The organism is Neisseria sp. P0008.S004 (assembly GCF_051962755.1).
GTDB classification, from domain to species: Bacteria; Pseudomonadota; Gammaproteobacteria; order Burkholderiales; family Neisseriaceae; genus Neisseria; species Neisseria subflava_A.
Genome location: NZ_JBQCUZ010000003.1, coordinates 94,408 through 114,681, shown reverse-complemented (window position 1 = coordinate 114,681; position 20,274 = coordinate 94,408). Strand labels below are relative to the sequence as shown.

Annotated in this window: 21 protein-coding genes and 2 tRNA genes; 11 read left to right on the top strand and 12 right to left on the bottom strand. The window is 49.9% G+C overall.

Going from position 1 to position 20,274, the window contains the following annotated elements:
- Window positions 1-17 precede the first annotated feature (17 nt).
- From ACTHSW_RS04080 to ACTHSW_RS04065, 4 genes are all read left to right on the top strand, one after another.
- On the top strand, window positions 18-1,376 hold the full coding sequence (locus tag ACTHSW_RS04080) for a deoxyguanosinetriphosphate triphosphohydrolase (RefSeq protein ID WP_107810934.1): 1,359 nt from the start codon (window positions 18-20) through the stop codon (window positions 1,374-1,376).
- A 132-nt stretch (window positions 1,377-1,508) separates the two neighbouring features.
- A tRNA-Arg gene (locus ACTHSW_RS04075) sits at window positions 1,509-1,585 on the top strand.
- 12 nt (window positions 1,586-1,597) lie between these two features.
- A tRNA-Glu gene (locus ACTHSW_RS04070) sits at window positions 1,598-1,672 on the top strand.
- Between the two features lie 394 nt (window positions 1,673-2,066).
- Window positions 2,067-2,618, top strand: coding sequence for a hypothetical protein (locus ACTHSW_RS04065; RefSeq protein WP_070460629.1), 552 nt, complete (start codon window positions 2,067-2,069; stop codon window positions 2,616-2,618).
- Window positions 2,619-2,701: 83 nt separating this feature from the next.
- Here ACTHSW_RS04065 and ACTHSW_RS04060 read toward each other — a convergent pair whose 3' ends face one another.
- The 3 genes from ACTHSW_RS04060 to ACTHSW_RS04050 all read right to left on the bottom strand — a co-directional run bounded on the left by ACTHSW_RS04060 (window position 2,702) and on the right by ACTHSW_RS04050 (window position 6,030).
- Window positions 2,702-4,012, bottom strand: a complete 1,311-nt coding sequence (locus ACTHSW_RS04060; protein WP_070460344.1) for an NCS2 family permease — start codon at window positions 4,010-4,012, stop codon at window positions 2,702-2,704.
- A gap of 226 nt (window positions 4,013-4,238) precedes the next feature.
- Window positions 4,239-5,561, bottom strand: coding sequence for a tRNA (N6-isopentenyl adenosine(37)-C2)-methylthiotransferase MiaB (miaB, locus tag ACTHSW_RS04055; RefSeq protein ID WP_003684389.1), 1,323 nt, complete (start codon window positions 5,559-5,561; stop codon window positions 4,239-4,241).
- 73 nt (window positions 5,562-5,634) lie between these two features.
- Complete coding sequence (locus tag ACTHSW_RS04050) at window positions 5,635-6,030, bottom strand: hypothetical protein (protein WP_070460342.1); 396 nt, start codon at window positions 6,028-6,030, stop codon at window positions 5,635-5,637.
- A gap of 198 nt (window positions 6,031-6,228) precedes the next feature.
- Here ACTHSW_RS04050 and hemL point away from each other — a divergent pair, with 198 nt between their 5' ends.
- Window positions 6,229-7,512, top strand: coding sequence for a glutamate-1-semialdehyde 2,1-aminomutase (gene hemL, locus ACTHSW_RS04045; RefSeq protein WP_049336068.1), 1,284 nt, complete (start codon window positions 6,229-6,231; stop codon window positions 7,510-7,512).
- 78 nt (window positions 7,513-7,590) lie between these two features.
- Here hemL and ACTHSW_RS04040 read toward each other — a convergent pair whose 3' ends face one another.
- Entirely contained in the window at window positions 7,591-8,055 is a 465-nt protein-coding gene (locus ACTHSW_RS04040; protein ID WP_003680896.1) for a universal stress protein, read from the bottom strand.
- A gap of 186 nt (window positions 8,056-8,241) precedes the next feature.
- Here ACTHSW_RS04040 and ACTHSW_RS04035 point away from each other — a divergent pair, with 186 nt between their 5' ends.
- The 6 genes from ACTHSW_RS04035 to rpmG all read left to right on the top strand — a co-directional run bounded on the left by ACTHSW_RS04035 (window position 8,242) and on the right by rpmG (window position 12,489).
- Entirely contained in the window at window positions 8,242-9,018 is a 777-nt protein-coding gene (locus tag ACTHSW_RS04035) for a tRNA threonylcarbamoyladenosine dehydratase (RefSeq protein ID WP_440373768.1), read from the top strand.
- Between the two features lie 13 nt (window positions 9,019-9,031).
- Complete coding sequence (locus ACTHSW_RS04030) at window positions 9,032-9,499, top strand: hypothetical protein (RefSeq protein WP_070460336.1); 468 nt, start codon at window positions 9,032-9,034, stop codon at window positions 9,497-9,499.
- Window positions 9,500-9,591: 92 nt separating this feature from the next.
- Window positions 9,592-10,488: a segregation and condensation protein A gene (locus ACTHSW_RS04025; protein WP_070460334.1), complete on the top strand. Its 897-nt coding sequence runs from the start codon at window positions 9,592-9,594 to the stop codon at window positions 10,486-10,488.
- Window position 10,489: 1 nt separating this feature from the next.
- Entirely contained in the window at window positions 10,490-11,818 is a 1,329-nt protein-coding gene (gene brnQ, locus ACTHSW_RS04020; protein ID WP_070460332.1) for a branched-chain amino acid transport system II carrier protein, read from the top strand.
- 251 nt (window positions 11,819-12,069) lie between these two features.
- Window positions 12,070-12,303, top strand: coding sequence for a 50S ribosomal protein L28 (rpmB, locus tag ACTHSW_RS04015; RefSeq protein ID WP_002216391.1), 234 nt, complete (start codon window positions 12,070-12,072; stop codon window positions 12,301-12,303).
- Between the two features lie 30 nt (window positions 12,304-12,333).
- A complete protein-coding gene (gene rpmG, locus ACTHSW_RS04010) occupies window positions 12,334-12,489 on the top strand; it encodes a 50S ribosomal protein L33 (RefSeq protein WP_003684373.1) in 156 nt (51 codons plus the stop codon).
- A gap of 229 nt (window positions 12,490-12,718) precedes the next feature.
- On the opposite strand, the gene nqrM is transcribed toward rpmG, so the two are convergent.
- The 8 genes from nqrM to ACTHSW_RS03970 form a co-directional block, all read right to left on the bottom strand.
- On the bottom strand, window positions 12,719-12,940 hold the full coding sequence (nqrM, locus tag ACTHSW_RS04005) for a (Na+)-NQR maturation NqrM (protein WP_070460328.1): 222 nt from the start codon (window positions 12,938-12,940) through the stop codon (window positions 12,719-12,721).
- 17 nt (window positions 12,941-12,957) lie between these two features.
- Window positions 12,958-14,025 carry an FAD:protein FMN transferase gene (locus tag ACTHSW_RS04000; protein ID WP_083290029.1) on the bottom strand — a complete coding sequence of 356 codons (1,068 nt, stop codon included), beginning with the start codon at window positions 14,023-14,025 and terminating at the stop codon, window positions 12,958-12,960.
- A 132-nt stretch (window positions 14,026-14,157) separates the two neighbouring features.
- Window positions 14,158-15,375: an NADH:ubiquinone reductase (Na(+)-transporting) subunit F gene (gene nqrF, locus ACTHSW_RS03995; RefSeq protein WP_049323894.1), complete on the bottom strand. Its 1,218-nt coding sequence runs from the start codon at window positions 15,373-15,375 to the stop codon at window positions 14,158-14,160.
- Window positions 15,376-15,388: 13 nt separating this feature from the next.
- Window positions 15,389-15,982: an NADH:ubiquinone reductase (Na(+)-transporting) subunit E gene (gene nqrE, locus ACTHSW_RS03990; protein ID WP_003684365.1), complete on the bottom strand. Its 594-nt coding sequence runs from the start codon at window positions 15,980-15,982 to the stop codon at window positions 15,389-15,391.
- A 3-nt stretch (window positions 15,983-15,985) separates the two neighbouring features.
- The gene (locus ACTHSW_RS03985) at window positions 15,986-16,612 is read right to left on the bottom strand and encodes an NADH:ubiquinone reductase (Na(+)-transporting) subunit D (protein ID WP_003684313.1); all 627 of its coding nucleotides are present in this window, start codon (window positions 16,610-16,612) and stop codon (window positions 15,986-15,988) included.
- A complete protein-coding gene (locus ACTHSW_RS03980) occupies window positions 16,612-17,388 on the bottom strand; it encodes a Na(+)-translocating NADH-quinone reductase subunit C (protein WP_070460326.1) in 777 nt (258 codons plus the stop codon). Before ACTHSW_RS03980 ends, ACTHSW_RS03985 begins: the two co-directional genes overlap by 1 nt.
- Window positions 17,381-18,613, bottom strand: a complete 1,233-nt coding sequence (locus ACTHSW_RS03975; RefSeq protein ID WP_070460324.1) for an NADH:ubiquinone reductase (Na(+)-transporting) subunit B — start codon at window positions 18,611-18,613, stop codon at window positions 17,381-17,383. Before ACTHSW_RS03975 ends, ACTHSW_RS03980 begins: the two co-directional genes overlap by 8 nt.
- Window positions 18,614-18,615: 2 nt before the next feature.
- Window positions 18,616-19,959 carry a Na(+)-translocating NADH-quinone reductase subunit A gene (locus ACTHSW_RS03970; RefSeq protein ID WP_070460322.1) on the bottom strand — a complete coding sequence of 448 codons (1,344 nt, stop codon included), beginning with the start codon at window positions 19,957-19,959 and terminating at the stop codon, window positions 18,616-18,618.
- Window positions 19,960-20,274: the final 315 nt, after the last annotated feature.

Genomic DNA, 20,274 nt, shown 5'->3' with positions numbered 1-20,274 from the left:
TTGCTTGAGGAATCTTTATGACCATCCGAATGAATTGGCAAAACTTATTGTCCACCCAACGCTTCCGTACCAAAAACGGCGAAATTGTGCCGACCGTTACCCCTTCGACTCAGGAAGGCGCCGATGCCTTGCGTACGGATTTTCACATCGACTACGACCGAGTCGTTTTTTCCGGAGCCTTCCGCCGCCTTGGCCGTAAAACGCAGGTGCATCCGCTGGCGCAACACGATTTGACGCACAACCGCCTGACGCACAGCGTTGAAGTTGCCAGCGTGGGCAGGAGTTTGGGCAACCGCGTGGGCGTGATGTTGCACAACGGCGGTTTTCTGCCGCAGGGCAATACACCCAGCGATATTGGTGCCGTGGTGCAGGTTGCCTGTTTGGCGCATGATTTGGGCAATCCGCCATTTGGTCATACCGGAGAAGATGCTTTGCGTGATTGGTTCAGACGGCCTGAACATCAAATTTATCTGAACACATTGAACGAAGCGGAGCGCAACGACATTCAAACCTATGAAGGCAATGCGCATAGCCTGCGTATCGTCGCCAGTCTTGAAATGTATCCGGAGGCGGGCGGAATGCGCCTGACTGCGGCAGCCATCGGCGCATTGCTGAAGTATCCGTGGACAACGCAACATCCAAACGGCAGAAAGAAATTCAATATTTATCAAACCGAGTTGCCGTTTATCCGTCAAGTTGCCGACGAATTGGGGCTGGTTTCCGCAGGAGTAGACAGCTGGGCGCGCCATCCTTTGTCTTATTTGATGGAGGCCGCCGACGATATTTGCTATGCCTTGTTGGACTTGGAAGATGCCGTCGAATTGGATTTGCTCACGGATACGGAAGTGGAGAGTATCTTATCCGAGCTGACCTTTGCCGAAAGCGCATGGCACGCCAGCTCCAGTCGTCAGCGTTGCGCCATGTTGCGCGGCATTGCGATTGGCAAGGCGATTGATGATGTCGCGCAAACCTTTATGCTGCATCAGTCCGACTTGTTGGATGGAACATTCAAAGGAAAAGACTTGCTTGCTCTGTGTAGCCCGCAAGTGCAAAACACTTTGGAAAAAGCGAAAGAATTGGCGCAAACACGGATTTTCCGCCATCATACCAAGCTCTTGACCGAGATCGCCACGTTCCCATGTTTAGGCTCCATCTTGGATTTACTTGTCCCTGCCGCCTATGCCCTGATTGCAGAAAAACAGTTGGCAACGCGTCAGTCTTTGGCGTTGGAGTTGTTGAAAAAGCACAATCCGATTCTTCCTGAAGACAGTCTGTATCAGGCATATATGAAAATCTTGGATTTTGTCGGCGGCATGACTGATAACTCCGCCGCCAAAATGGCACAGGATTTATCAGGAGTAGGGATTTTGCGTTAATTTTATATTTTTTAATTTCAATCAGTTAAGTAAAAATATAAAAAATATCCGTGAAAAAAGTAGACAGGTTTTGGTAAAGCCTATATTATTCGATCTTCTTGATTCACAACGCACTTGCGAAGTGATGAGGATGCACCCGTAGCTCAGTTGGATAGAGTATCTGGCTACGAACCAGAGGGTCGGGCGTTCGAATCGCTCCGGGTGCGCCACAAGATTTATCCGCGCCCATCGTCTAGCGGTTAGGACATCGCCCTTTCACGGCGGTAACCGGGGTTCGATTCCCCGTGGGCGTGCCAGTTTTCAAAAAAGCGCAATCTATTTTAGATTGCGCTTTTTTATTGCATTTACTGTTTGTGTTCTAAGGCCGTCTGAAACGCTTAGCAACTCAAGAGGCAGAAGTGTGTAAAATAAATCGCCCAGACTTTTTGTCGTCTATATGCGCTTTTCAATCTCATTTTACCATTGTCGAAACCCAATTTATTGACAACAGTATTCATCTTAAGAGTTCCTAAACCTGAATTTACATGATTTCATATTTATAATTTCTTGATTTTAGAAAATAAAAATATTTATTTGAACTTTTCTTAAAAAATGCCGTCTGAGATAAAGACAAGACGGAATATCTCTGTTAATGTGTAAATGTCAGCCGGCGTTTGCCGGTTTTTTATTGAAACCATTTGGGAGTCAATTATGAATATGAATGTTAAATTAATCGTTCCTGCCGTTTTGGCGGCTGTTGCCCTAACTGCATGTAGCAGCGGTTCTAAAGCCAAACCTGAAGCTAAAGCTGCGCCTACTGCGCAACAACAAGCTCAGGCTCAACAAGCTCAAGCTCCAGTGCCTAATACTTTGAAAGTAGACTCTATCGACGGTACTAAAGAAGTTCACTACAAATGCGGTAAAGACGGCAAAGAGCCTCTGAGCGTAATGTATGGCTTCAAAGGCAACGAAGTTGTTGCCGCCCAAGTAAAATACAAAGGCCAACTAACTGAAAACCTGTTCCGTATCACTGACAGCAGCAAAGACGTAAACGCATTCTGGGGCGGCAATGTCGCTTGGGTTGCTGAAGCAGCCACTGCAGCCAACGTAGACAAAGTTGATGGCAACATGTTGACTATCCGCGGTACTACCGAAGTAAACGGCAAACAAGAAGTGGTTGATCAAATCGTTACCCGCTTCTGCGCATTGGACAAAGGCGCGAAAGCTGCCGTTAAACCAGCTGCTAAAAAAGTGAAAAAATAATCTTTTACCGACAGCTTTAAACGCTGGGTAAAATAAAACAGGCCGTCTGAAAAGTTTTCAGACGGCCTGTTCTTTTGAGCAGTTTAACCTAAGAACCAGAATTTCAATGCCCACAACACGGCGACAATCCATACCATAGGCGGTACGTCTTGGGTGCGGTTGCACAAGAGTTTGATGAGTGCGTAGCTGATAAAGCCAAATGCAATACCGTCGGCAATCGAGTAGGTAAACGGCATGAAGACGATGGTCAGGAATGCCGGTGCGGCTTCAGTCATGTCGTCCCAATCGATTTCGCGCGCGCTGCGCAACATTTGCGCGCCAACATAGAGCAGGGCGGGTGCGGTAGCGAATGCAGGAATGCTTTGAACCAGCGGCGAGAAAATCAGACAGGCCAGCATCAGTACGCCGACGGTAACGGCAGTCAGGCCGGTACGGCCGCCGGCAGAAACGCCTGCCGCGCTTTCAACGTAAGGGGTAGTAGAAGAAGTACCCAAGGCGGCACCGGCGACGATGGCGGTTGAGTCGGCAAGCAGGGCGCGTTTCAAACGCGGCAGTTTGCCGTCTTGCAACAGGCCTGCGCGGTGTGAAACACCGACCAATGTGCCGGTAGAGTCAAACAGGTCAACCAGGAAGAATACAAAAATCACGCTGACCATGCTGACGGTGAACAAGCCTTTGAAGTCCATCTGCATGAATGTTGGCGCAATGCTTGGAATTTCGCCGACCACGCCTTTGAACTCGCTCAAGCCCAAGATGGTGGAGATAGCGGTCAGCGTCAGAATGGTAATGATGATGGAGCCTTTAACATGGAAGTGGCCAAGTGCAACCACCATCACAAAGCCTGCCATCGCCAGCAATGCGGTAGGCTGGTGGATATCGCCCAAGCCGACCAATGTGGCAGGATTGGCCACAATCACGCCTGCGCCTTTGAGCGCAATCAATGCCAAGAAGAGGCCGATACCTGCGGCAATCGACATTTTCAAGCCCATAGGCAGAGCGTTGACCAGCATTTCACGCACTTTAAAGAAGCTGAACAGGATGAAAATAATGCCGGAGATGAAAACAGCACCCAAAGCCACACGCCAGTCCACGCCCATGCCTTTGACGACGGCAAAGGTAAAGTAGGCGTTCAAACCCATGCCCGGAGCGAGGGCAATCGGGTAGTTGCCGACAAAGCCCATCACGAAACAGCCGATGGCGGAGGCGATACAGGTAGCCACAAATACTGCGCCCATATCCATGCCGGTTTCACCCAAAATCAGGGGATTGACGATGATGATGTAGCACATGGCGAGGAAGGTTGTCACACCGGCCATAATTTCCGTGCGGACGTTGGTCTGATTGGCGTTGAGGTTGAATAATCTTTCCAAAACGCTTTGATTTGAAGAACTCATTCGAGATATTCCTTTGGGAAAGCCGTTCAAGGACGGAATCAGCGGATTTAACTGCAGGAAGCTCGGATTTTAGCCTTAACTTCTCAACAGATAAGGGAATTTTCGGGCGGTATTATACTGAAAAGCCTTTTGTTCGGGTAATAAAAATACATGAATCAGATAATGCCCGGCCGAACCAAGATAAAGGCCGTCTGAACAGTTTCAGACGGCCTTTGTTTGTGTGTGTTTATACCGGTTTGCCTTTCAGGGAGAAGGTGTAGGCTTCGGTGATTTCCAGATCGATCATTTGGTTGATCATGTCGGGCGTGCCGGTAAAGTTGACCACACGGTTGTTGGCGGTACGGGCTTGCAGTTGGTCAGGGTCTTTTTTGGAGATACCTTCAACCAAGCAGCGTTGAACCGTGCCGATCATGGTTTGGTTGATGCGCGCGGTTTCGGCTTCGATGACTTCGTTCAAAGCTTCGAGGCGACGCACTTTTTCTTCATGCGGCGTGTCGTCGTGCAGGTTGGCGGCAGGCGTGCCTGGGCGCGGACTGTAAATAAAGACGAAGCTCAAGTCGAAGGCGATGTCTTTGACCAGTTTCAAGGTTTGCTCGAACTCGCGCTCGGTCTCGCCCGGGAAACCGACGATAAAGTCGGAGCTGAGGCACAAATCAGGACGGATGGCACGCAGTTTGCGGATGATGGATTTGTATTCCAAGGCGGTGTAGCCGCGTTTCATCGCGCTCAATACGCGGTCGGAACCGCTTTGAATCGGCAGGTGCAGATGGGAAACCAGCTTCGGCAGGTCGCGGTAGCACTCGATAATCGCGTCGGTAAATTCGCGCGGATGGCTGGTGGTAAAGCGCAGACGTTCGATGCCCGGGATTTCGTGGACGATGCGCAATAAAGTGGCAAAGTCGCAGATTTCGCCGTTTTCCATTTCGCCGCGATAGGCATTGACGTTTTGGCCTAAGAGGTTGATTTCTTTAACGCCTTGTTGCGCCAAACCGGCAATTTCAGTCAATACGTCGTTAAGTGGGCGGGAGAATTCTTCGCCGCGGGTGTAGGGGACGACGCAGTAAGAGCAGTATTTGGAGCAGCCTTCCATAATGGAAATGAATGCCGAACCGCCTTCTACGCGCGCAGGCGGCAGGTGGTCGAATTTCTCGATTTCGGGGAAGGAAATGTCGATTTGAGACAGGCCGGTGGTTTCTTTGTCGACGATGAGTTTGGGCAGGCGGTGCAGCGTTTGCGGGCCGAAAACCACGTCCACATACGGAGCGCGTTTGACGATGTTTTCGCCTTCTTGAGAGGCAACGCAGCCGGCAACGCCGATGATGAGGTCGGGATTTTTTTCTTTAAGCGGGCGTACGCGGCCCAAGTCGGAGAAGACTTTCTCTTGCGCTTTTTCACGCACGGAGCAGGTGTTGAACAAGATGATGTCGGCGTCGTCAGGTTGGGTAACCTGCTCGATACCGCCGTGTTCTTCGGCGAGGACGGACAGCATTTTTTCGCTGTCGTACTCGTTCATTTGGCACCCGAAGGTGCGGATAAATACTTTTTTCATGGTTTGTTTTGATTGATTTGCTTGTTGTAAAAGGGTTCAGACGGCCTGTGCAATACTCTGGCCGTCTGAAAAATTATTCTTCCGCCTTTTTCTGCTTTTTGGCGTGTTCGATGAACCTGTCGGCTTCGGCGTCGGTCAAAATCCAGATTTCGCGGACGAGGCGGCTCTCTTCGTTGTATTTGAACGCAACGGCTTTGCCGGTTTGATTCAGCAGGCGGCCCATGGGGATGAAACGGTCGTTTTCATCGTGGATTTTGGTAAAGCGGGTGATTTGCAGTTTGGCTGCGTTGCCGTCCACAATGCCCAAGGTCAGCAGGCGCGTCCAAGAAAAACCGCCTTTGCTGACTTTCAGATAAGGCAGATCGACAGTTTTTAAAACGGCCACGTCCATATCATCAGGCAGGCTGCGTTGTGCATGGACGAGGGAGGACGCCAAAAGGGCGAGGCTGAGTATGAGTCCGCGTAACATGATGCTTTTCTTTTATTGTTTCAATAGGTCGCGGATTATAGCACAAGCAGGAAAAATGTGGATAGAGTGTTTGTTTTTAAAGAATAATTTTGATTTTGCGCCCGATTCTTATTTTGAAGCTTGGGCCGTCTGAAAAGGATTTGGTGTTAAAATGGCTCCGATTTGATTTTCAGACGACCTCTTACGAAAGAATTGACCATGAACCGTAATGAAAGCTTGTTCAATCGCGCCAAAGCCATTATTCCCGGCGGCGTGAACTCTCCTGTGCGCGCATTCGGCAGCGTCGGCGGCGTGCCGCGCTTTATCAAAAAGGCAGAAGGCGCGTATGTTTGGGACGAAAACGGCACGCGTTATACCGACTATGTCGGCTCTTGGGGCCCTGCGATTGTCGGCCATGCCCATCCCGAAGTCATTGAAGCCGTGCGCGAAGCAGCATTGGGCGGTTTGTCGTTTGGTGCGCCGACTGAAGGCGAAATTGTTATTGCCGAAGAAATCGCCAAAATCATGCCGTCGGTCGAGCAGCTGCGCCTTGTCAGCTCCGGTACGGAAGCAACGATGACTGCCATCCGTTTGGCACGCGGTTTTACCGGCCGCGACAAAATCATCAAGTTTGAAGGCTGCTACCACGGCCATTCCGACAGCCTGTTGGTGAAAGCAGGCAGCGGTCTGTTGACGTTTGGCAATCCTTCTTCCGCCGGCGTGCCTGCCGATTTTACCAAACACACTTTGGTACTCGAGTACAACAATATCGCCCAACTGGAAGAAGCCTTTGCCCAAAGCGGCAATGACATTGCCTGTGTGATTTTGGAGCCTTTTGTCGGCAATATGAATCTGGTTAGGCCGTCTGAAGCCTTTGTCAAAGCCTTGCGCGAATTGACTGAAAAACACGGTGCCGTATTGATTTACGACGAAGTGATGACCGGCTTCCGCGTGGCGTTGGGCGGCGCGCAATCTTTGCACGGCATCAAGCCTGATTTGACCACCATGGGTAAAGTGATCGGCGGCGGTATGCCTTTGGCGGCATTCGGCGGCCGTAAAGACATCATGGAATGTATTTCCCCGTTGGGCGGCGTATATCAGGCAGGTACATTGTCCGGCAATCCGATTGCGGTTGCGGCCGGTTTGAAAACGCTGGAAATCATTCAGCGCGAAGGCTTCTATGAAAACCTGACTGCCTTGACCCAACGTCTTGCCAACGGTATTGCCGATGCGGCTAAAGCACATGGTGTTGAATTTACGGCGGACAGCGTGGGCGGCATGTTTGGTTTGTATTTTGCCAGCCATACGCCGCAAAACTATGCCGACATGGCGCGTTCCAATATTGACGGTTTCAAACATTTCTTCCACGGTATGCTCGACCGCAATGTCGCATTCGGCCCGTCAGCTTACGAAGCTGGGTTTGTTTCCGCCGCGCATACGCCTGAGCTGATTGACGAAACCATTGCTGTGGCACACGAAGTGTTCAAAGAAATGGCAAAATAAAAGCTGAAGCTGTCATGTGAAAAAAGGCCGTCTGAAAAATATTCAGACGGCCTTTCGCTATTTTAAATCAATGCTTGATTATGCTTCTTCAGCTTTGCTGCGGATAATCAGCAGAGGCAGGTGGCTTTGACGCATTACGGTCTCGGCGAAGCTGCCCATCAGCAAGTGCATCAGGCCGGTGCGGCCGTGTGTACCGAGTACCAGCAGGTCTGCACCGTTGTTGTCGGCGTAGTCAACCAAGTCTTGCGCCATTTCGCGCGCGCCTTTGTTGGCAACCAACAGATGTTTCACGATGTTTTCAACGCCGCTTTCACGCGCTGTTTTTTCTGCGAAATCCAAAACTTCGTTGCCTTGAGCCACTGCGGCAGCTTCGTAGCTTTCGTGTTGCAGGAATTCAGGAGCCAAAGCCATGTATTCGGCAGGGTTGGCAACGTGAACCAAAGTCAGTTGGGCTTTGTTGAGGCTTGCCAGTTCGGCGGCGTGTTTCAATGCATTGAGGGAGGTCTCGCTACCGTCAACGGCTACAACCAGATGTTTGTACATATTTATTCTCCTTTTGCGCCGAGTAGCGGCACTTTCGTTTAATATGAAATCAGAACTTGTCTGAATGTGAAACGATTATAAACTCTTTCGGGCGGGTACAACAGCCCATCTGCTTTCAAGTATAATGTCAGTCCGATTCTCCTGTCGCGTTTTTCATTAATTTATTGATATATCACAAGGTTACTTATGCAGGACGCCGCTTTTCTTTCTTCGCGCCGCTTTGGCGGCATTGCCAGACTTTACGGAGACGAAGCATTGGCGCGCTTTTCGCGTGCGCATGTGTGCGTGGTCGGTGTCGGCGGCGTCGGCTCGTGGGCGGTGGAAGCTTTGGCGAGGAGCGGTATCGGTCGTTTAACGCTGATTGATTTGGACAACGTTGCCGAGTCCAATGTCAACCGCCAGTTGCACGCTTTGACCGATGATTTCGGTAAGGCAAAAGTTACCGCTTTGCGCGAACGCATTGACCAAATCAATCCGCAATGCGAAGTGACGGAAATTGAAGATTTTGTGACCGAAGACAATCTGGACGAGCTTTTCAGACGGCCTTTTGACTTCGTCATCGACGCCATTGACCAAATCCGTGTCAAAGCGGCGATGGCGGCGTATTTCGTGCAACATAAGCAACCGTTTATTATCAGCGGCGGTGCGGGCGGACAGAAAAATCCGGCTTTGATCCAAACCGCCGATTTGAGCCGCGTCACCCACGATCCGCTGCTTTCCAATTTGCGCTACACCTTGCGCAAACGCTACGGCTTCAGCCGCGATACCAAAGAAAAAATGCGCGTGCCTTGCGTTTATTCAATCGAGAATATTACGCCGCCGCAATCCGGCGAAGCGTGTTCGAGCGATGCCGCACCGCAAGGTTTGTCCTGCGCGGGCTACGGCGCGAGTATGCTGGTAACGGCTTCGTTTGGATTGTATTGTGCACAGGCTGCGGTGGAGCATATCGCGGGGCGGAAGTGAGGGGTAGAGGAAGATGGTTAAGAACCGATTTTTTAAAGCCTACTTTATCGCCAGCCTGATTTATGCGGTATGGTTCGGCGTATTGATGTATGCTGTCGATCCGATGTTTCTCGATGTGATGGAATGCAATACGCTGCCGGGCGATTATTTGTGTGTGCAAAGCGGTTATAACCGCCCGTTCACCACTTTTCTTTATCCGTTTCTGTCCGTCGTGATATTCAGCCTTTTACACGCCGGTATCATGAAATGGCGCAAACGCCGTTCGGTTAAAATGATTTGGCTTTTGGTCGGCTGCGAAAGTTTGCTGTTGTTGGCTTTGATGGTGGCGATGCTTGCGAGGGATGGTTTTGTGTTTTCTCGCGATATTGGCTCGGTACTGACGGGTACGGTTTTCGCCAGCCTGCCGCTGTTGGGTATGGCCTTGGCCCAGACCTTTGCCGTCGCCATTGTTTCTTTGCAAATCAATCGTAAAAACCGCTGATTTTTATATTAAAAACGGGTTGTCCTTGTTTCAGACGGCCTTTTGTTGATGAAACTTCTTACTAAACTTAAAAAGAAAAAGACCCTTTAACCATGCCTTCAGAACACCTTATTTCTTCCACTGCCGCAACGCCGTCTGAACATACCGTTGCGTGGGTGTTCGGTCAGCCTGTTACCGATGTGCCGCAGGATTTGTTTATTCCGCCTGATGCGTTGAAGGTGGTATTGAGCAGCTTCCAAGGGCCGTTGGATTTGCTGCTGTACCTTATCCGCAAGCAAAATATCGATGTCCTCGATATTCCGATGGTGAAGATTACTGAGCAGTATCTGCACTATATTGCCCAAATGGAAGCGTATCAGTTTGATTTGGCGGCAGAATACCTGCTGATGGCGGCGATGTTGATTGAAATTAAATCGCGCCTGCTGTTGCCGCGTCCTGAAGAAGTTGAGGATGAAGAGGCGGATCCGCGTGCCGAGCTGGTGCGCCGTCTGTTGGCTTACGAACAAATGAAACTGGCGGCTCAGGGCTTGGACGCATTACCGCGTGCCGGACGTGATTTTGCTTGGGCGTATTTGCCGCTGGAAATTGCGGTCGAAGCGAAGTTGCCGGAAGTGTACGTTGCCGATTTGACGCAGGCTTGGTTGGGTATTTTGTCGCGTGCCAAGCATACGTGCAGTCATGAAGTGGTGCGGGAAACCATTTCTGTTCGTGCGCAGATGACAGCGATTTTGCGTCGTTTGAACGAAAGCGGTATCAGCAAGTTCAGCGATTTGTTTAAACCGGAGCAGGGCGCGACATATGTGGTGGTCAATTTTATTGCATTGCTGGAATTGGCTAAAGAAGGCTTGGTGCGTATCGTGCAGCCTGAAAATTATGGTGAAATCGAAATCAGCCTGAAAGACGGTTTGGAAACAAACGAAGCCGAAATGTTTTCAGACGGCCTTGAAGCCGATGAAACCGATAACGAAAATTTGAAAAAAGAGAACTAAAATGAATTCGACGACAAGTCATAACAAAGCTTCTTTATGGGCGGTGGGCTTAATGCTGTTTGCCCTGTTTTTTGGGGCAGGGAACCTGATTTTTCCTGCTTTTTTGGGACAGCAGGCCGGTGATAACTGGCTTTCGGCCATGTTCGGCTTTTTGCTGACGGGCGCAGGTTTGCCATTGTTGGGCGTGATTGCCGTCGGCTATTCCGGCTCGCGCGATGTGGAAGCATTGGCCTCCCGTGTTGCGCCTTGGTACGGCGTGACTTTTGCTACCGCGCTTTATCTGGCAATCGGCCCTCTGTTTGCCATGCCGCGTACGGCGACAGTATCTTTTGAAACCGCGATTTCCCCTTTCATTGATGAATCTTGGAAAAGCATCGCATTGGCAGTATTCAGCCTGGTGTTTTTCGGCATTACTTATTGGCTGTCGATTTCTCCGGGGAAGCTGGTTGACCGTATCGGTAAAATTCTCACGCCTGTTTTGTTGCTGTCAATTGCGATATTGGTCGGCTATGCCGCCATTAACCCGATGGGCGTGCCGCAGGCGGCGCAAGGCGATTTTGTCACTCATCCGTTGGTTAAAGGCATTTTGGAAGGCTATGGCACCATGGACGCGCTGGCTTCGCTGGTGTTTGCCATTATAGTCATTGATGCCGTTCGCGCCATGGGCGTGGACAACCGCGCGGACTTGCTGAAGACAACGACGATTTCCGGTGTGTTGGCGGCTTCTTGTTTGGCAGTAGTTTACCTGTTTATTGGCTATATGGGCGCGACAGGTGTGGCCGGTATCGGCTTGCAGGAAAATGGCGCGTCGGTTTTGTCTAAAACTGCACAACACTATTTCGGTACGGCCGGTATTGTGCTGCTTGGCGTTATGGTGCTGCTTGCCTGTCTGAGTACGGCGGTTGGCTTGATTACTTCATGTGCCGAATATTTCAACCGTCTTTGCCCGGGTATTTCTTATAAAACCTTTGTAATACTGAATACGGTGGTGTCTATTCTGTTGGCCAACAAAGGCCTGTCAGCGATTTTGCAGTTTTCCATCCCTATGTTGATGCTGTTGTATCCGCTGACCATCGTCATCATTCTGCTGGCTTTGACAGATAAATTGTTTGGCGGCGGCCGTATTGTCTATTTCTGCACCATGATGGCGGCTCTTGTGGTCGGTTTGCTCGATGCCTATAAGGCCGCGTTTGGATTTGATGCCGATACCGCTGCTGCCATCGAGCGCGCATTGCCGTTTTACAATATCGGTTTAGGGTGGGTTGTTCCCTCTTTAGCCTGCTTTATACTCGGTTGCATTTTGAATGCGGCGTTGAAGAAAAAAGCATGACGATAAAACAGGCCGTCTGAAATGTTCAGACGGCCTGTTTATTTCGCCGACCACGCAAACGACAGATGATTTTTTTAAAGAAATCCGTTATAATTGAAAAGTTAAGGCTTTGCGAAATACCGTTTCGCAGATGCAACATATTGAGAAGATTTATTTCCATAAATCCCGTTTTTTCGGCAAACGACTTGAACTGAAGGCGGATTTCGTGGTATAAATCGCGTTTTACTATTTTAGAAGTTTGGAGACTAACCATGGCACGAGTTTGCAAAGTGACCGGTAAGCGCCCGATGTCTGGCAATAACGTATCACACGCCAACAACAAAACCAAACGTCGTTTTTTGCCTAACTTGCAATCACGTCGTTTCTGGGTAGAAAGTGAAAACCGCTGGGTTCGCCTGCGCGTTTCTAACGCTGCATTGCGCACCATCGATAAAGTAGGCATTGATGTCGTATTGGCTGATTTGCGTGCTCGCGGCGAAGCTTAATTTAAACACCATTAATTAAGGATTACTGCAATGCGCGATAAAATCAAACTGGAGTCCAGTGCTGGTACTGGTCACTTTTACACAACTACTAAAAACAAACGTACTATGCCTGGCAAACTGGAAATCAAAAAATTTGACCCAGTAGCCCGTAAACACGTTATTTACAAAGAAACTAAATTGAAATAATCCGGTTTCTTCCAAGAAAAAGCTCCTGTTTTGCAGGAGCTTTTCTTTTTATTTTCTGATTGGTTTTTGGGGGGCTTGTTTCAAATGTGTATGCAAGATATTTTTGGATTGCTTTGTAAGGAGGCAAAATAAAAGAGCGTGTATCCATTGGGATTACGCTCTTTTATTTTTCAGACGGCCTGATAGAGGATAAGCTGCCTTAAATCGCTAATAAACATTCAACAACGACTTAATGATCGACCTTGATGCCTTGGTCGTCGGAATGTTGTTTTTTATCCAGCTCTTTTTGCAAGGTATCGCATGGCGTGTCGCAATCGCACATTTTTTTCATGCCGAGAGAGGAAATGCCGCCGCAGCTGCCTTTGATGGTGCGTTTGGAGAAGATATAGCCGACTGCCATGCCAAGGATGACAATGATAAAAATGCCGAAAGTGAGGAGGAGGGTTTTCATGTGTGTATTCCTGAAGGTTAGTTTAATAATTTCTTGAATGCGCTGGACATTTTAGTATGGTAGCCGCCTTGCGGGGTCCGGATGATAAGGAAAACGGCGAGATTTTCTTGCTCGGCAAGTTTAAGTGCTTCAGTTTCTCCGAGGACGAACAATCCGGTGGAAAGGCCGTCTGCAAGTGTGGCGTTTTCTGCTACTACGCTGATGGAAGCAAGGTTGTGGCTGATGGGTTGTTTGGTTTTAGGGTTGATGATATGGGAAAGGCGGCGGCCTGACTTATCGACATGGAAAATGCGGTAGTCGCCGGATGTGGCCAGTGATTTATTGTCCAATGGAATGGTGATTTGAGTGGCGCCGCCTTGAACGATATTGGGCTGCTCGATGCCGATACGCCAAGGATTGCCTTGTGCATTGTGGCCTTTGCCATGTAACTCGCCTCCGATTTCTACCAAATAATTGCCGATATTGAGTTTTTCAAGTTCGGCGGCGGTTTTATCCACGCCAAAACCTTTGGCGATGGAGGATAGGTCTAAATAGACTTCGGGATGGGTTTTGGCGAGTGTAGGCTGCTGACCATCTTGGGAAAGTTTGAGTTTGTCCGTACCGACCATTTCTGAAGCATGTTGGATTTCTTGTGCAGTCGGTTCGTGCGTGATTTCTTTTTGCGGGCCGAATCCCCAAAGGTTGACCAAAGGGCCGACGGTTACGTCCAGTGCGCCGTGCGTCAATTTGTTTAAACGCAAGGCTTCGCCGGTTACATAGGCAAAGTCTTGGGAAATGGGCATGGCCTGATTGACGGTGCGCAGCTGGTTGAATTGGCTGATTTCGGAATCGGTCTGGTAGGTAGACATTTGCCGGTTGACTTCTTTAAGCGCGTCATCAATGCGTTTTTGTATTTCGGCGGGGGAGGGGAGTTTGTCTTGACCATCTGAAAGGTATTTGACGGTATAGGTAGTGCCCATGGTCTCGCCTTGCAGGGTGATGGTTTGTTGTTTTTCAGGTTGGCAGGCAGAGAGCGTGAGTGCGGAAACGATGGCAACGGTGTAGCCGATTATCGGACGGTAAAACGAATTGGAAAGAAACGGCATAGGGGATTCGCGGATTATTTTTTGAAGCCTTTATTGTATCGTAAAAGAAAGGTTCAGGCCGTCTGAAAGTATGGTTTTCAGACGACCTGGCAATAAAAAAGGAAGAAACCGAAGTTTCTTCCTTTTTGTTTGTTAGCCGCCGAAATCGTCCAAGAGGATGTTTTCGTCTTCCACGCCCAAATCTTTGAGCATTTTGATCACGGACTGGTTCATGATCGGAGGGCCACACATATAGAATTCGCAGTCTTCCGGTGCTTCATGGTTTTTCAGGTGGTTTTCGTAAACTACGTTGTGAATGAAGCCTGTGTAACCATCCCAGTTGTCTTCAGGCAATGGGTCGGACAGGGCAACGTGCCATGTGAAGTTCGGGAATTCTGCTGCGAGTTGGTCGAAGTCTTCGACATAGAACATCTCGCGTTTAGAACGTGCACCATACCAGAAGGTAATCTTACGTTTGGAGTTCAAACGTTTCAGCTGGTCGAAAATGTGGGAACGCATCGGAGCCATACCCGCACCACCGCCGATAAATACCATTTCGGCATCGGTATCTTTGGCAAAGAATTCGCCAAATGGACCGGAAATCGTTACTTTATCACCGGCTTTAAGCGACCAGATATAAGACGACATTTGTCCTGGAGGCGCATCAGGTACGCGTGGAGGAGGCGTAGCGATACGCACGTTCAGCATGATGATGCCTTTTTCTTCAGGGTATGAAGCCATAGAGTAGGCACGCAAAATCGGCTCGTCCACTTTGGAAACATATTGCCACAGATTGTATTTGTCCCAGTCTTCGTGATATTCCTTAGGAATGTCGAAGTCTTTGTAGGCAACAGTGTGAGGAGGGGCTTCAATTTGGATGTAGCCACCGGCGCGGAAAGGAACTTCTTCGCCTTCGGGAATGGCAAGCTTGAGTTCTTTAATGAACGTTGCTTTGTTGTCATTGGAGATGACAGTACATTCCCATTTTTTCACGCCGAATACTTCTTCCGGTACTTCGATGTCCATGTCGGTTTTAACGTTGACCTGACAAGACAGACGGCAGCCTTCGCGCGCTTCGCGTTTGCTGATGTGGGACAACTCGGTTGGCAGAATGTCGCCGCCGCCGCTTTTTACGATAACGCGGCACTGGCCGCATGAGCCGCCACCACCGCAGGCGGAAGGAACGAAGATGCCTTGGCTGGCAAGCGCACCCAGCAGTTTACCGCCGGCAGGCATCGTCAGCTCTTTTTCATTATTGACTTTGATGGTGATGTCGCCTTCGCTCACCAACTTGGATTTGGCAAACAGAATCATCAGTGCCAAAACCAAGACGATGAGGGTAAACATCACGATACCTAGAATAATCTCCATGCCGATTCCTTTCTTATAACTGGATGCCGGAGAACGACATAAACGCCATTGCCATCAGGCCAGCGGCGATAAAGGTAATGCCCAAGCCTTTGAGGCCTTTAGGGACATCCGAATATTTCATTTTTTCGGTAATGCCCGCCAAAGCGACAATAGCCAAAAGCCAGCCCAGACCTGCACCGAAACCGTATACAACGGACTCGCCGAAGTTGTATTCGCGTTGCGCCATAAACGATACGGCACCGAAAATCGCGCAGTTTACGGTAATCAGGGGCAGGTAGATACCCAATGCGTTGTAGAGGGCAGGGACGAATTTATCCAAGAACATTTCCAAAATCTGCACCAAAGCGGCAATCACGCCGATGAAGGTGATGAATTTCAGGAAGGTCAGGTCCACACCTTCAACCAGCGCGCCGTCTTTCAGCAGCGAGTAAACCAGTTGGTTGGCTGGGACGGACAGGCCGAGTACGAAAGTAACGGCAACGCCCAAACCGAATGCGGTGGATACTTTTTTAGATACCGCCAAAAATGTACACATTCCCAAGAAGAAGGAAAGTGCCATGTTTTCCAGAAAGACGGATTTTACAAAGAGGCTTAAGTAATGTTCCATGTGTTATTTCTCCGCCTGTTCAGGTTTCCAAGTGCGCAGACCCCATACCAAGAAGCCGATGATGAAGAACGCGCTAGGGGCGAGCAAGAACAAGCCGTTGGTTTGATACCAGCCGCCATCTTGTACTGTTTGGAAAATGGTGTAGCCAAAGAGCTTGCCAGAGCCGATCAGTTCGCGGATGGTTGCGATGATGATCAACATCATGCCGTAACCTGCGCCGTTGCCGATACCGTCAACCAAGCTTTCCAGCGGCGGCTCTTTCATGGCGAATGCTTCGGCACGGCCCATTACGATACAGTTGGTAATAATCAGGCCGACGAATACGGACAGCTGTTTGGACAGCTCATAAGCAAAGGCTTGGAGCAGTTGGTCAACCAGCGTTACCAAGGAAGCAACAATCGCCATTTGCACAATAATACGGATGCTGTTGGGGATGTAGTTGCGTACCAAAGAAATGAAGAAGCTGGAAAAACCGGTTACCAAAGCTACGGAAATACCCATTACGATGGCCGTCTGAAGTTTGGTGGTAACCGCCAAAGCCGAACAAATACCCAAAACCTGCAAGGCAATCGGGTTGTTGTCGATAAAGGGTGAAAACATCAAATATTTCAAGCGTTTCATGTCAGCCATTATTGTGCTCCTGCTGATTTCAATTTGTTCAGGTAGGGGATATAGCCGTTTTCGCCGAACCAGTAGGCGAACGAACCTTGCACGCCTTTAGATGTCAGCGATGCGCCGGAGAGGGCATCTACGCCGTGTTCTTTGTCTGAGCCTGCGCCTTTGCCGACGTGCAGGGCGAGTTTGCCTTGTTCGTCAAACAGTTTTTTGCCGACGAATTTTTGTTGCCACAGAGGGTTGCCGATTTCGCCGCCCAAGCCCGGGGTTTCACCTTGGTCGTAGTAGGTGATGCCGTTGATGGTGTTGCCGTCGGGTTGGATGGCGACAAAGCCGTACATAACAGACCACAAACCGTTACCGTGCATAGGCAGGATGATTTGGCTGACTTTGCCGTCATCGCCTTTTACCAGATAAACCTCGGTGTATTTGGCACGGCTCTTGATACCGGCCAAATCGTCTTCGGGTTTGATTTGGATGCTTTGGGCAGGGTCTTTGCCGGCAACGCGTGCGCTGAAGTCTTTAGGCGCATCGGCGACGTATTCGCCGGTAGCCAAGTCCACGACACGTTGCTCGATACGCTCGGCAAAGGTTTTGCTGATGTCGGTGTTTTTATCCATCAAACCGGCTACGCTCAAGATATAGCCTTGTTTGTCCTGGAGTTTTTGTTTCTCTTGGATGGGTTTCAAGCCGACGACCGCACCGGCAACGATGATGGAACAAATCAGGCTGACAACCAATACCACAATCAGCGTGCCGCTGAAGCTGTCTTTATCGAATTTCTTAGCCATTGCTGCGCGCCTTTCTGCGTTTGATGTTCGCTTGTGCGACGAAATAGTCGAAAATCGGGGCAAACAGGTTGGCAAACAGAATCGCCAACATCATGCCTTCGGGGTAAGCAGGGTTGACCACGCGGATCAATACGCACATCACGCCGATTAACGCGCCGTACCACCATTTGCCGACATTGGTAAAGGAAGCGGAAACAGGGTCGGTCGCCATAAACAGCATACCAATGGCAAAGCCACCGACTACCAAGTGCCAGTACCAAGGCATGGAGAACATGGCGTTGGTGTCCGAACCGATGAAGTTAAACAGTGAAGACATGGCAATCATACCGATCATCACGCCGGCGATAATGCGCCAAGAGGCAATACGGGTGAACACGATAAACGCGCCGCCGATTAAGAGCGCCAAAGTGGACACTTCGCCGATTGAGCCGGGTACATTACCGATAAACGCATCCATCCAAGAAATGGCTTGACCGGTTACAGCATTTTTCAGGCCGTCTGCACCGTGTGCCGCCCATTGCGCCAAAGCAGTGGCACCGGAATAGCCATCAACCGCAGTCCAAATGGTATCGCCGGTAATGTTGGCAGGGTAGGCGAAGAACAGGAACGCACGGCCTGCAAGAGCAGGGTTCATGAAGTTTTTACCTGTACCGCCGAATACTTCTTTCGCAACCACAACGCCGAAAGAAATACCCAAAGCCGCTTGCCACAAAGGCAGGGTAGGGGGAACAATCAAAGCAAACAGAATCGAAGTCACGAAGAAACCTTCGTTGATTTCGTGTTTGCGTACGGATGCGAACAAAACTTCCCAGAAGCCGCCCACAACAAATACAGTCGCGTAAATCGGCAGGAAGAAAATCGCGCCGAACAGCATTTTGCCCAACACGCCCGCCTCAGACGACATATTGATGCCCAAAGCGTTGGCAAGGGCGTAATGCCAGTCGTTGGCGATATTTTGTTGCAGCAAATCAGGCGTTAACGCACCGAATGCCTGTGCGCCGACGTTGTACATACCGTAGAACATGGCAGGGAACAAAGCCAGCCACACCAAGATCATCATGCGCTTGGAGTCGAGCGCATCGCGGACGTGGGCCGCTTTGCGCGTTACCGCGCCGGATGTATAGAAAATCGTCGCCGCAGCTTCGTAGAGGGCATACCATTTTTCATGTTTGCCTCCCGGCAGGAAGTGCGGTTCGATTTTTTCAAGAAAATGTTTCAAGCCCATAATCAGCCTTCCTTCTCAATGGTTTCCAGCACCTTGCGCAACAGCGGGCCGTATTCGTATTTGCCCGGGCAGACGAAGCTGCACAAAGCGAGGTCTTCTTCGTCCAATTCCAAGCAACCCAATGCCTGAGCGCTGTCGGTATCGCCGACGATTAAATCGCGCAAGAGCAGGGTAGGCAGGATGTCCAACGGCATCACGCGCTCGTAAGTGCCGATCGGTACCATGGCGCGGTCGCCGCCGTTGACGGCTGTGTTGAACTTGAAGAGTTTGTTTTTCAGGAAATGGCCGAGGGTTGTGCGCGTGATGGAGTATTTGTCCGGTTGTGGCGCAACCCAGCCGAACAGCTCTTTGCTGCGGCCTTCTTCGATAACGGAAATCTGATTGTGGTAGCGGCCGAGGTAATCGTGCGCGCCTTGTGCAATCGCGCCGTTCAATACTGAGCCGGAAATCACGCGGTTGTCTGCATCAACCAATTCGCCCGCAGTAATTTGCGATACTTTCGCACCCAAAACGGTACGCAAGAGGCGCGGTTTGTTGACTTGAGAGCCGCCCAGGGCAACAACGCGTTCGGTGTTCAGACGGCCTGTTGCAAACAAACGGCCAATGGCAATTACATCTTGATAATTGATGGTCCAAACGGTTTTGTTCGCACCGACTGGTTCGATGAAATGAATGTGCGTGCCACTCAAACCAGCAGGATGCGGGCCGCCAAATTCATGTGTTTCGATGTTGGCAGCGTTTTCAGACGGCACATCTGCGCCTGCTGCTTTACACACATGGATTTTACGCTCGGTCAGGCAGCTCAATACCAACAGGCCGCGTTTGAAGTCCTCGGAGGCTTCTTTGATGATGACTGTAGGATCGGCAGCCAGCGGATTGGTGTCCATCGCATTGACGAAGATGGCGAACGGCTCGGCATCGACGGCAGGGATTTTGCTGAACGGACGGGTACGCAGCGCAGTCCACAAACCGGATTGAATCAGGTTGCGGCGCACTTCTTCGCTGCTCAATTTTGCCAGCGCTTCAGGTGCGTAGCGTTCGAACTCGATTTCGTCGTTGCCTTCAACGGCAATCACGACTGACTGAAGTACGCGCTTTTCGCCACGGTGAATCGCGGCGATTTTGCCTGAAGCCGGAGCGGTAAATACTACGCCCGGATTCTTTTTGTCTTCAAACAGCACTTGGCCTTTTTTGACGGCTTCGCCTTCCTTGATTTTCATCGAGGGGCGCATGCCGACATATTCTTCGCCAAGCAACGCGACTTCGGTAATGGCCGGGCCGTCATAAATGACTTGCTCCGGTCTGCCTGCGATAGGCAGGTCTAAGCCTTTTTTTATCTTAATCATAAGGATGCGTTACTTTTTGGTGGGTTGAGATTCGGATGTCGGATTGTTTTTTCAGACGGCATGTAATGCTTTGAAACAAAGGGTGGGCCGTCTAAAAAAAAGCAGAGGTTTGCTATAAAAACAATGAATAAACGCAAACAACAAAGCTTTAGATTTTATCAGGTATAGGCTGCTTTATGTCAGTTTTACGCTTATTTTTACGGGAAAATTGGGAAAAAAGTAGGAATGTGTAATCGAGTGTTAAGGGAAATAATTTTTAACTGATTGATATTTAAACGCTATATTTGATGATATAGCTGAAAATAAAAGGCCGTC

Bases quoted from the DNA above. Each gene is read 5' to 3' on its own strand.
- ACTHSW_RS04000 (WP_083290029.1), bottom strand. From the start codon at position 14,025: ATGCCGTTTCTTTCCAATTCGTTTTACCGTCCGATAATCGGCTACACC.
- rpmG (WP_003684373.1), top strand. From the start codon at position 12,334: ATGCGCGATAAAATCAAACTGGAGTCCAGTGCTGGTACTGGTCACTTT.
- nqrF (WP_049323894.1), bottom strand. From the start codon at position 15,375: ATGGAGATTATTCTAGGTATCGTGATGTTTACCCTCATCGTCTTGGTT.
- ACTHSW_RS04030 (WP_070460336.1), top strand. From the start codon at position 9,032: ATGGTTAAGAACCGATTTTTTAAAGCCTACTTTATCGCCAGCCTGATT.
- ACTHSW_RS03980 (WP_070460326.1), bottom strand. From the start codon at position 17,388: ATGGCTAAGAAATTCGATAAAGACAGCTTCAGCGGCACGCTGATTGTG.
- ACTHSW_RS03975 (WP_070460324.1), bottom strand. From the start codon at position 18,613: ATGGGCTTGAAACATTTTCTTGAAAAAATCGAACCGCACTTCCTGCCG.
- ACTHSW_RS04025 (WP_070460334.1), top strand. From the start codon at position 9,592: ATGCCTTCAGAACACCTTATTTCTTCCACTGCCGCAACGCCGTCTGAA.
- nqrM (WP_070460328.1), bottom strand. From the start codon at position 12,940: ATGAAAACCCTCCTCCTCACTTTCGGCATTTTTATCATTGTCATCCTT.
- brnQ (WP_070460332.1), top strand. From the start codon at position 10,490: ATGAATTCGACGACAAGTCATAACAAAGCTTCTTTATGGGCGGTGGGC.
- ACTHSW_RS04080 (WP_107810934.1), top strand. From the start codon at position 18: ATGACCATCCGAATGAATTGGCAAAACTTATTGTCCACCCAACGCTTC.
- ACTHSW_RS04035 (WP_440373768.1), top strand. From the start codon at position 8,242: ATGCAGGACGCCGCTTTTCTTTCTTCGCGCCGCTTTGGCGGCATTGCC.
- rpmB (WP_002216391.1), top strand. From the start codon at position 12,070: ATGGCACGAGTTTGCAAAGTGACCGGTAAGCGCCCGATGTCTGGCAAT.
- nqrE (WP_003684365.1), bottom strand. From the start codon at position 15,982: ATGGAACATTACTTAAGCCTCTTTGTAAAATCCGTCTTTCTGGAAAAC.
- miaB (WP_003684389.1), bottom strand. From the start codon at position 5,561: ATGAAAAAAGTATTTATCCGCACCTTCGGGTGCCAAATGAACGAGTAC.
- ACTHSW_RS04065 (WP_070460629.1), top strand. From the start codon at position 2,067: ATGAATATGAATGTTAAATTAATCGTTCCTGCCGTTTTGGCGGCTGTT.
- ACTHSW_RS03970 (WP_070460322.1), bottom strand. From the start codon at position 19,959: ATGATTAAGATAAAAAAAGGCTTAGACCTGCCTATCGCAGGCAGACCG.
- ACTHSW_RS04050 (WP_070460342.1), bottom strand. From the start codon at position 6,030: ATGTTACGCGGACTCATACTCAGCCTCGCCCTTTTGGCGTCCTCCCTC.
- ACTHSW_RS04040 (WP_003680896.1), bottom strand. From the start codon at position 8,055: ATGTACAAACATCTGGTTGTAGCCGTTGACGGTAGCGAGACCTCCCTC.
- hemL (WP_049336068.1), top strand. From the start codon at position 6,229: ATGAACCGTAATGAAAGCTTGTTCAATCGCGCCAAAGCCATTATTCCC.
- ACTHSW_RS04060 (WP_070460344.1), bottom strand. From the start codon at position 4,012: ATGAGTTCTTCAAATCAAAGCGTTTTGGAAAGATTATTCAACCTCAAC.
- ACTHSW_RS03985 (WP_003684313.1), bottom strand. From the start codon at position 16,612: ATGGCTGACATGAAACGCTTGAAATATTTGATGTTTTCACCCTTTATC.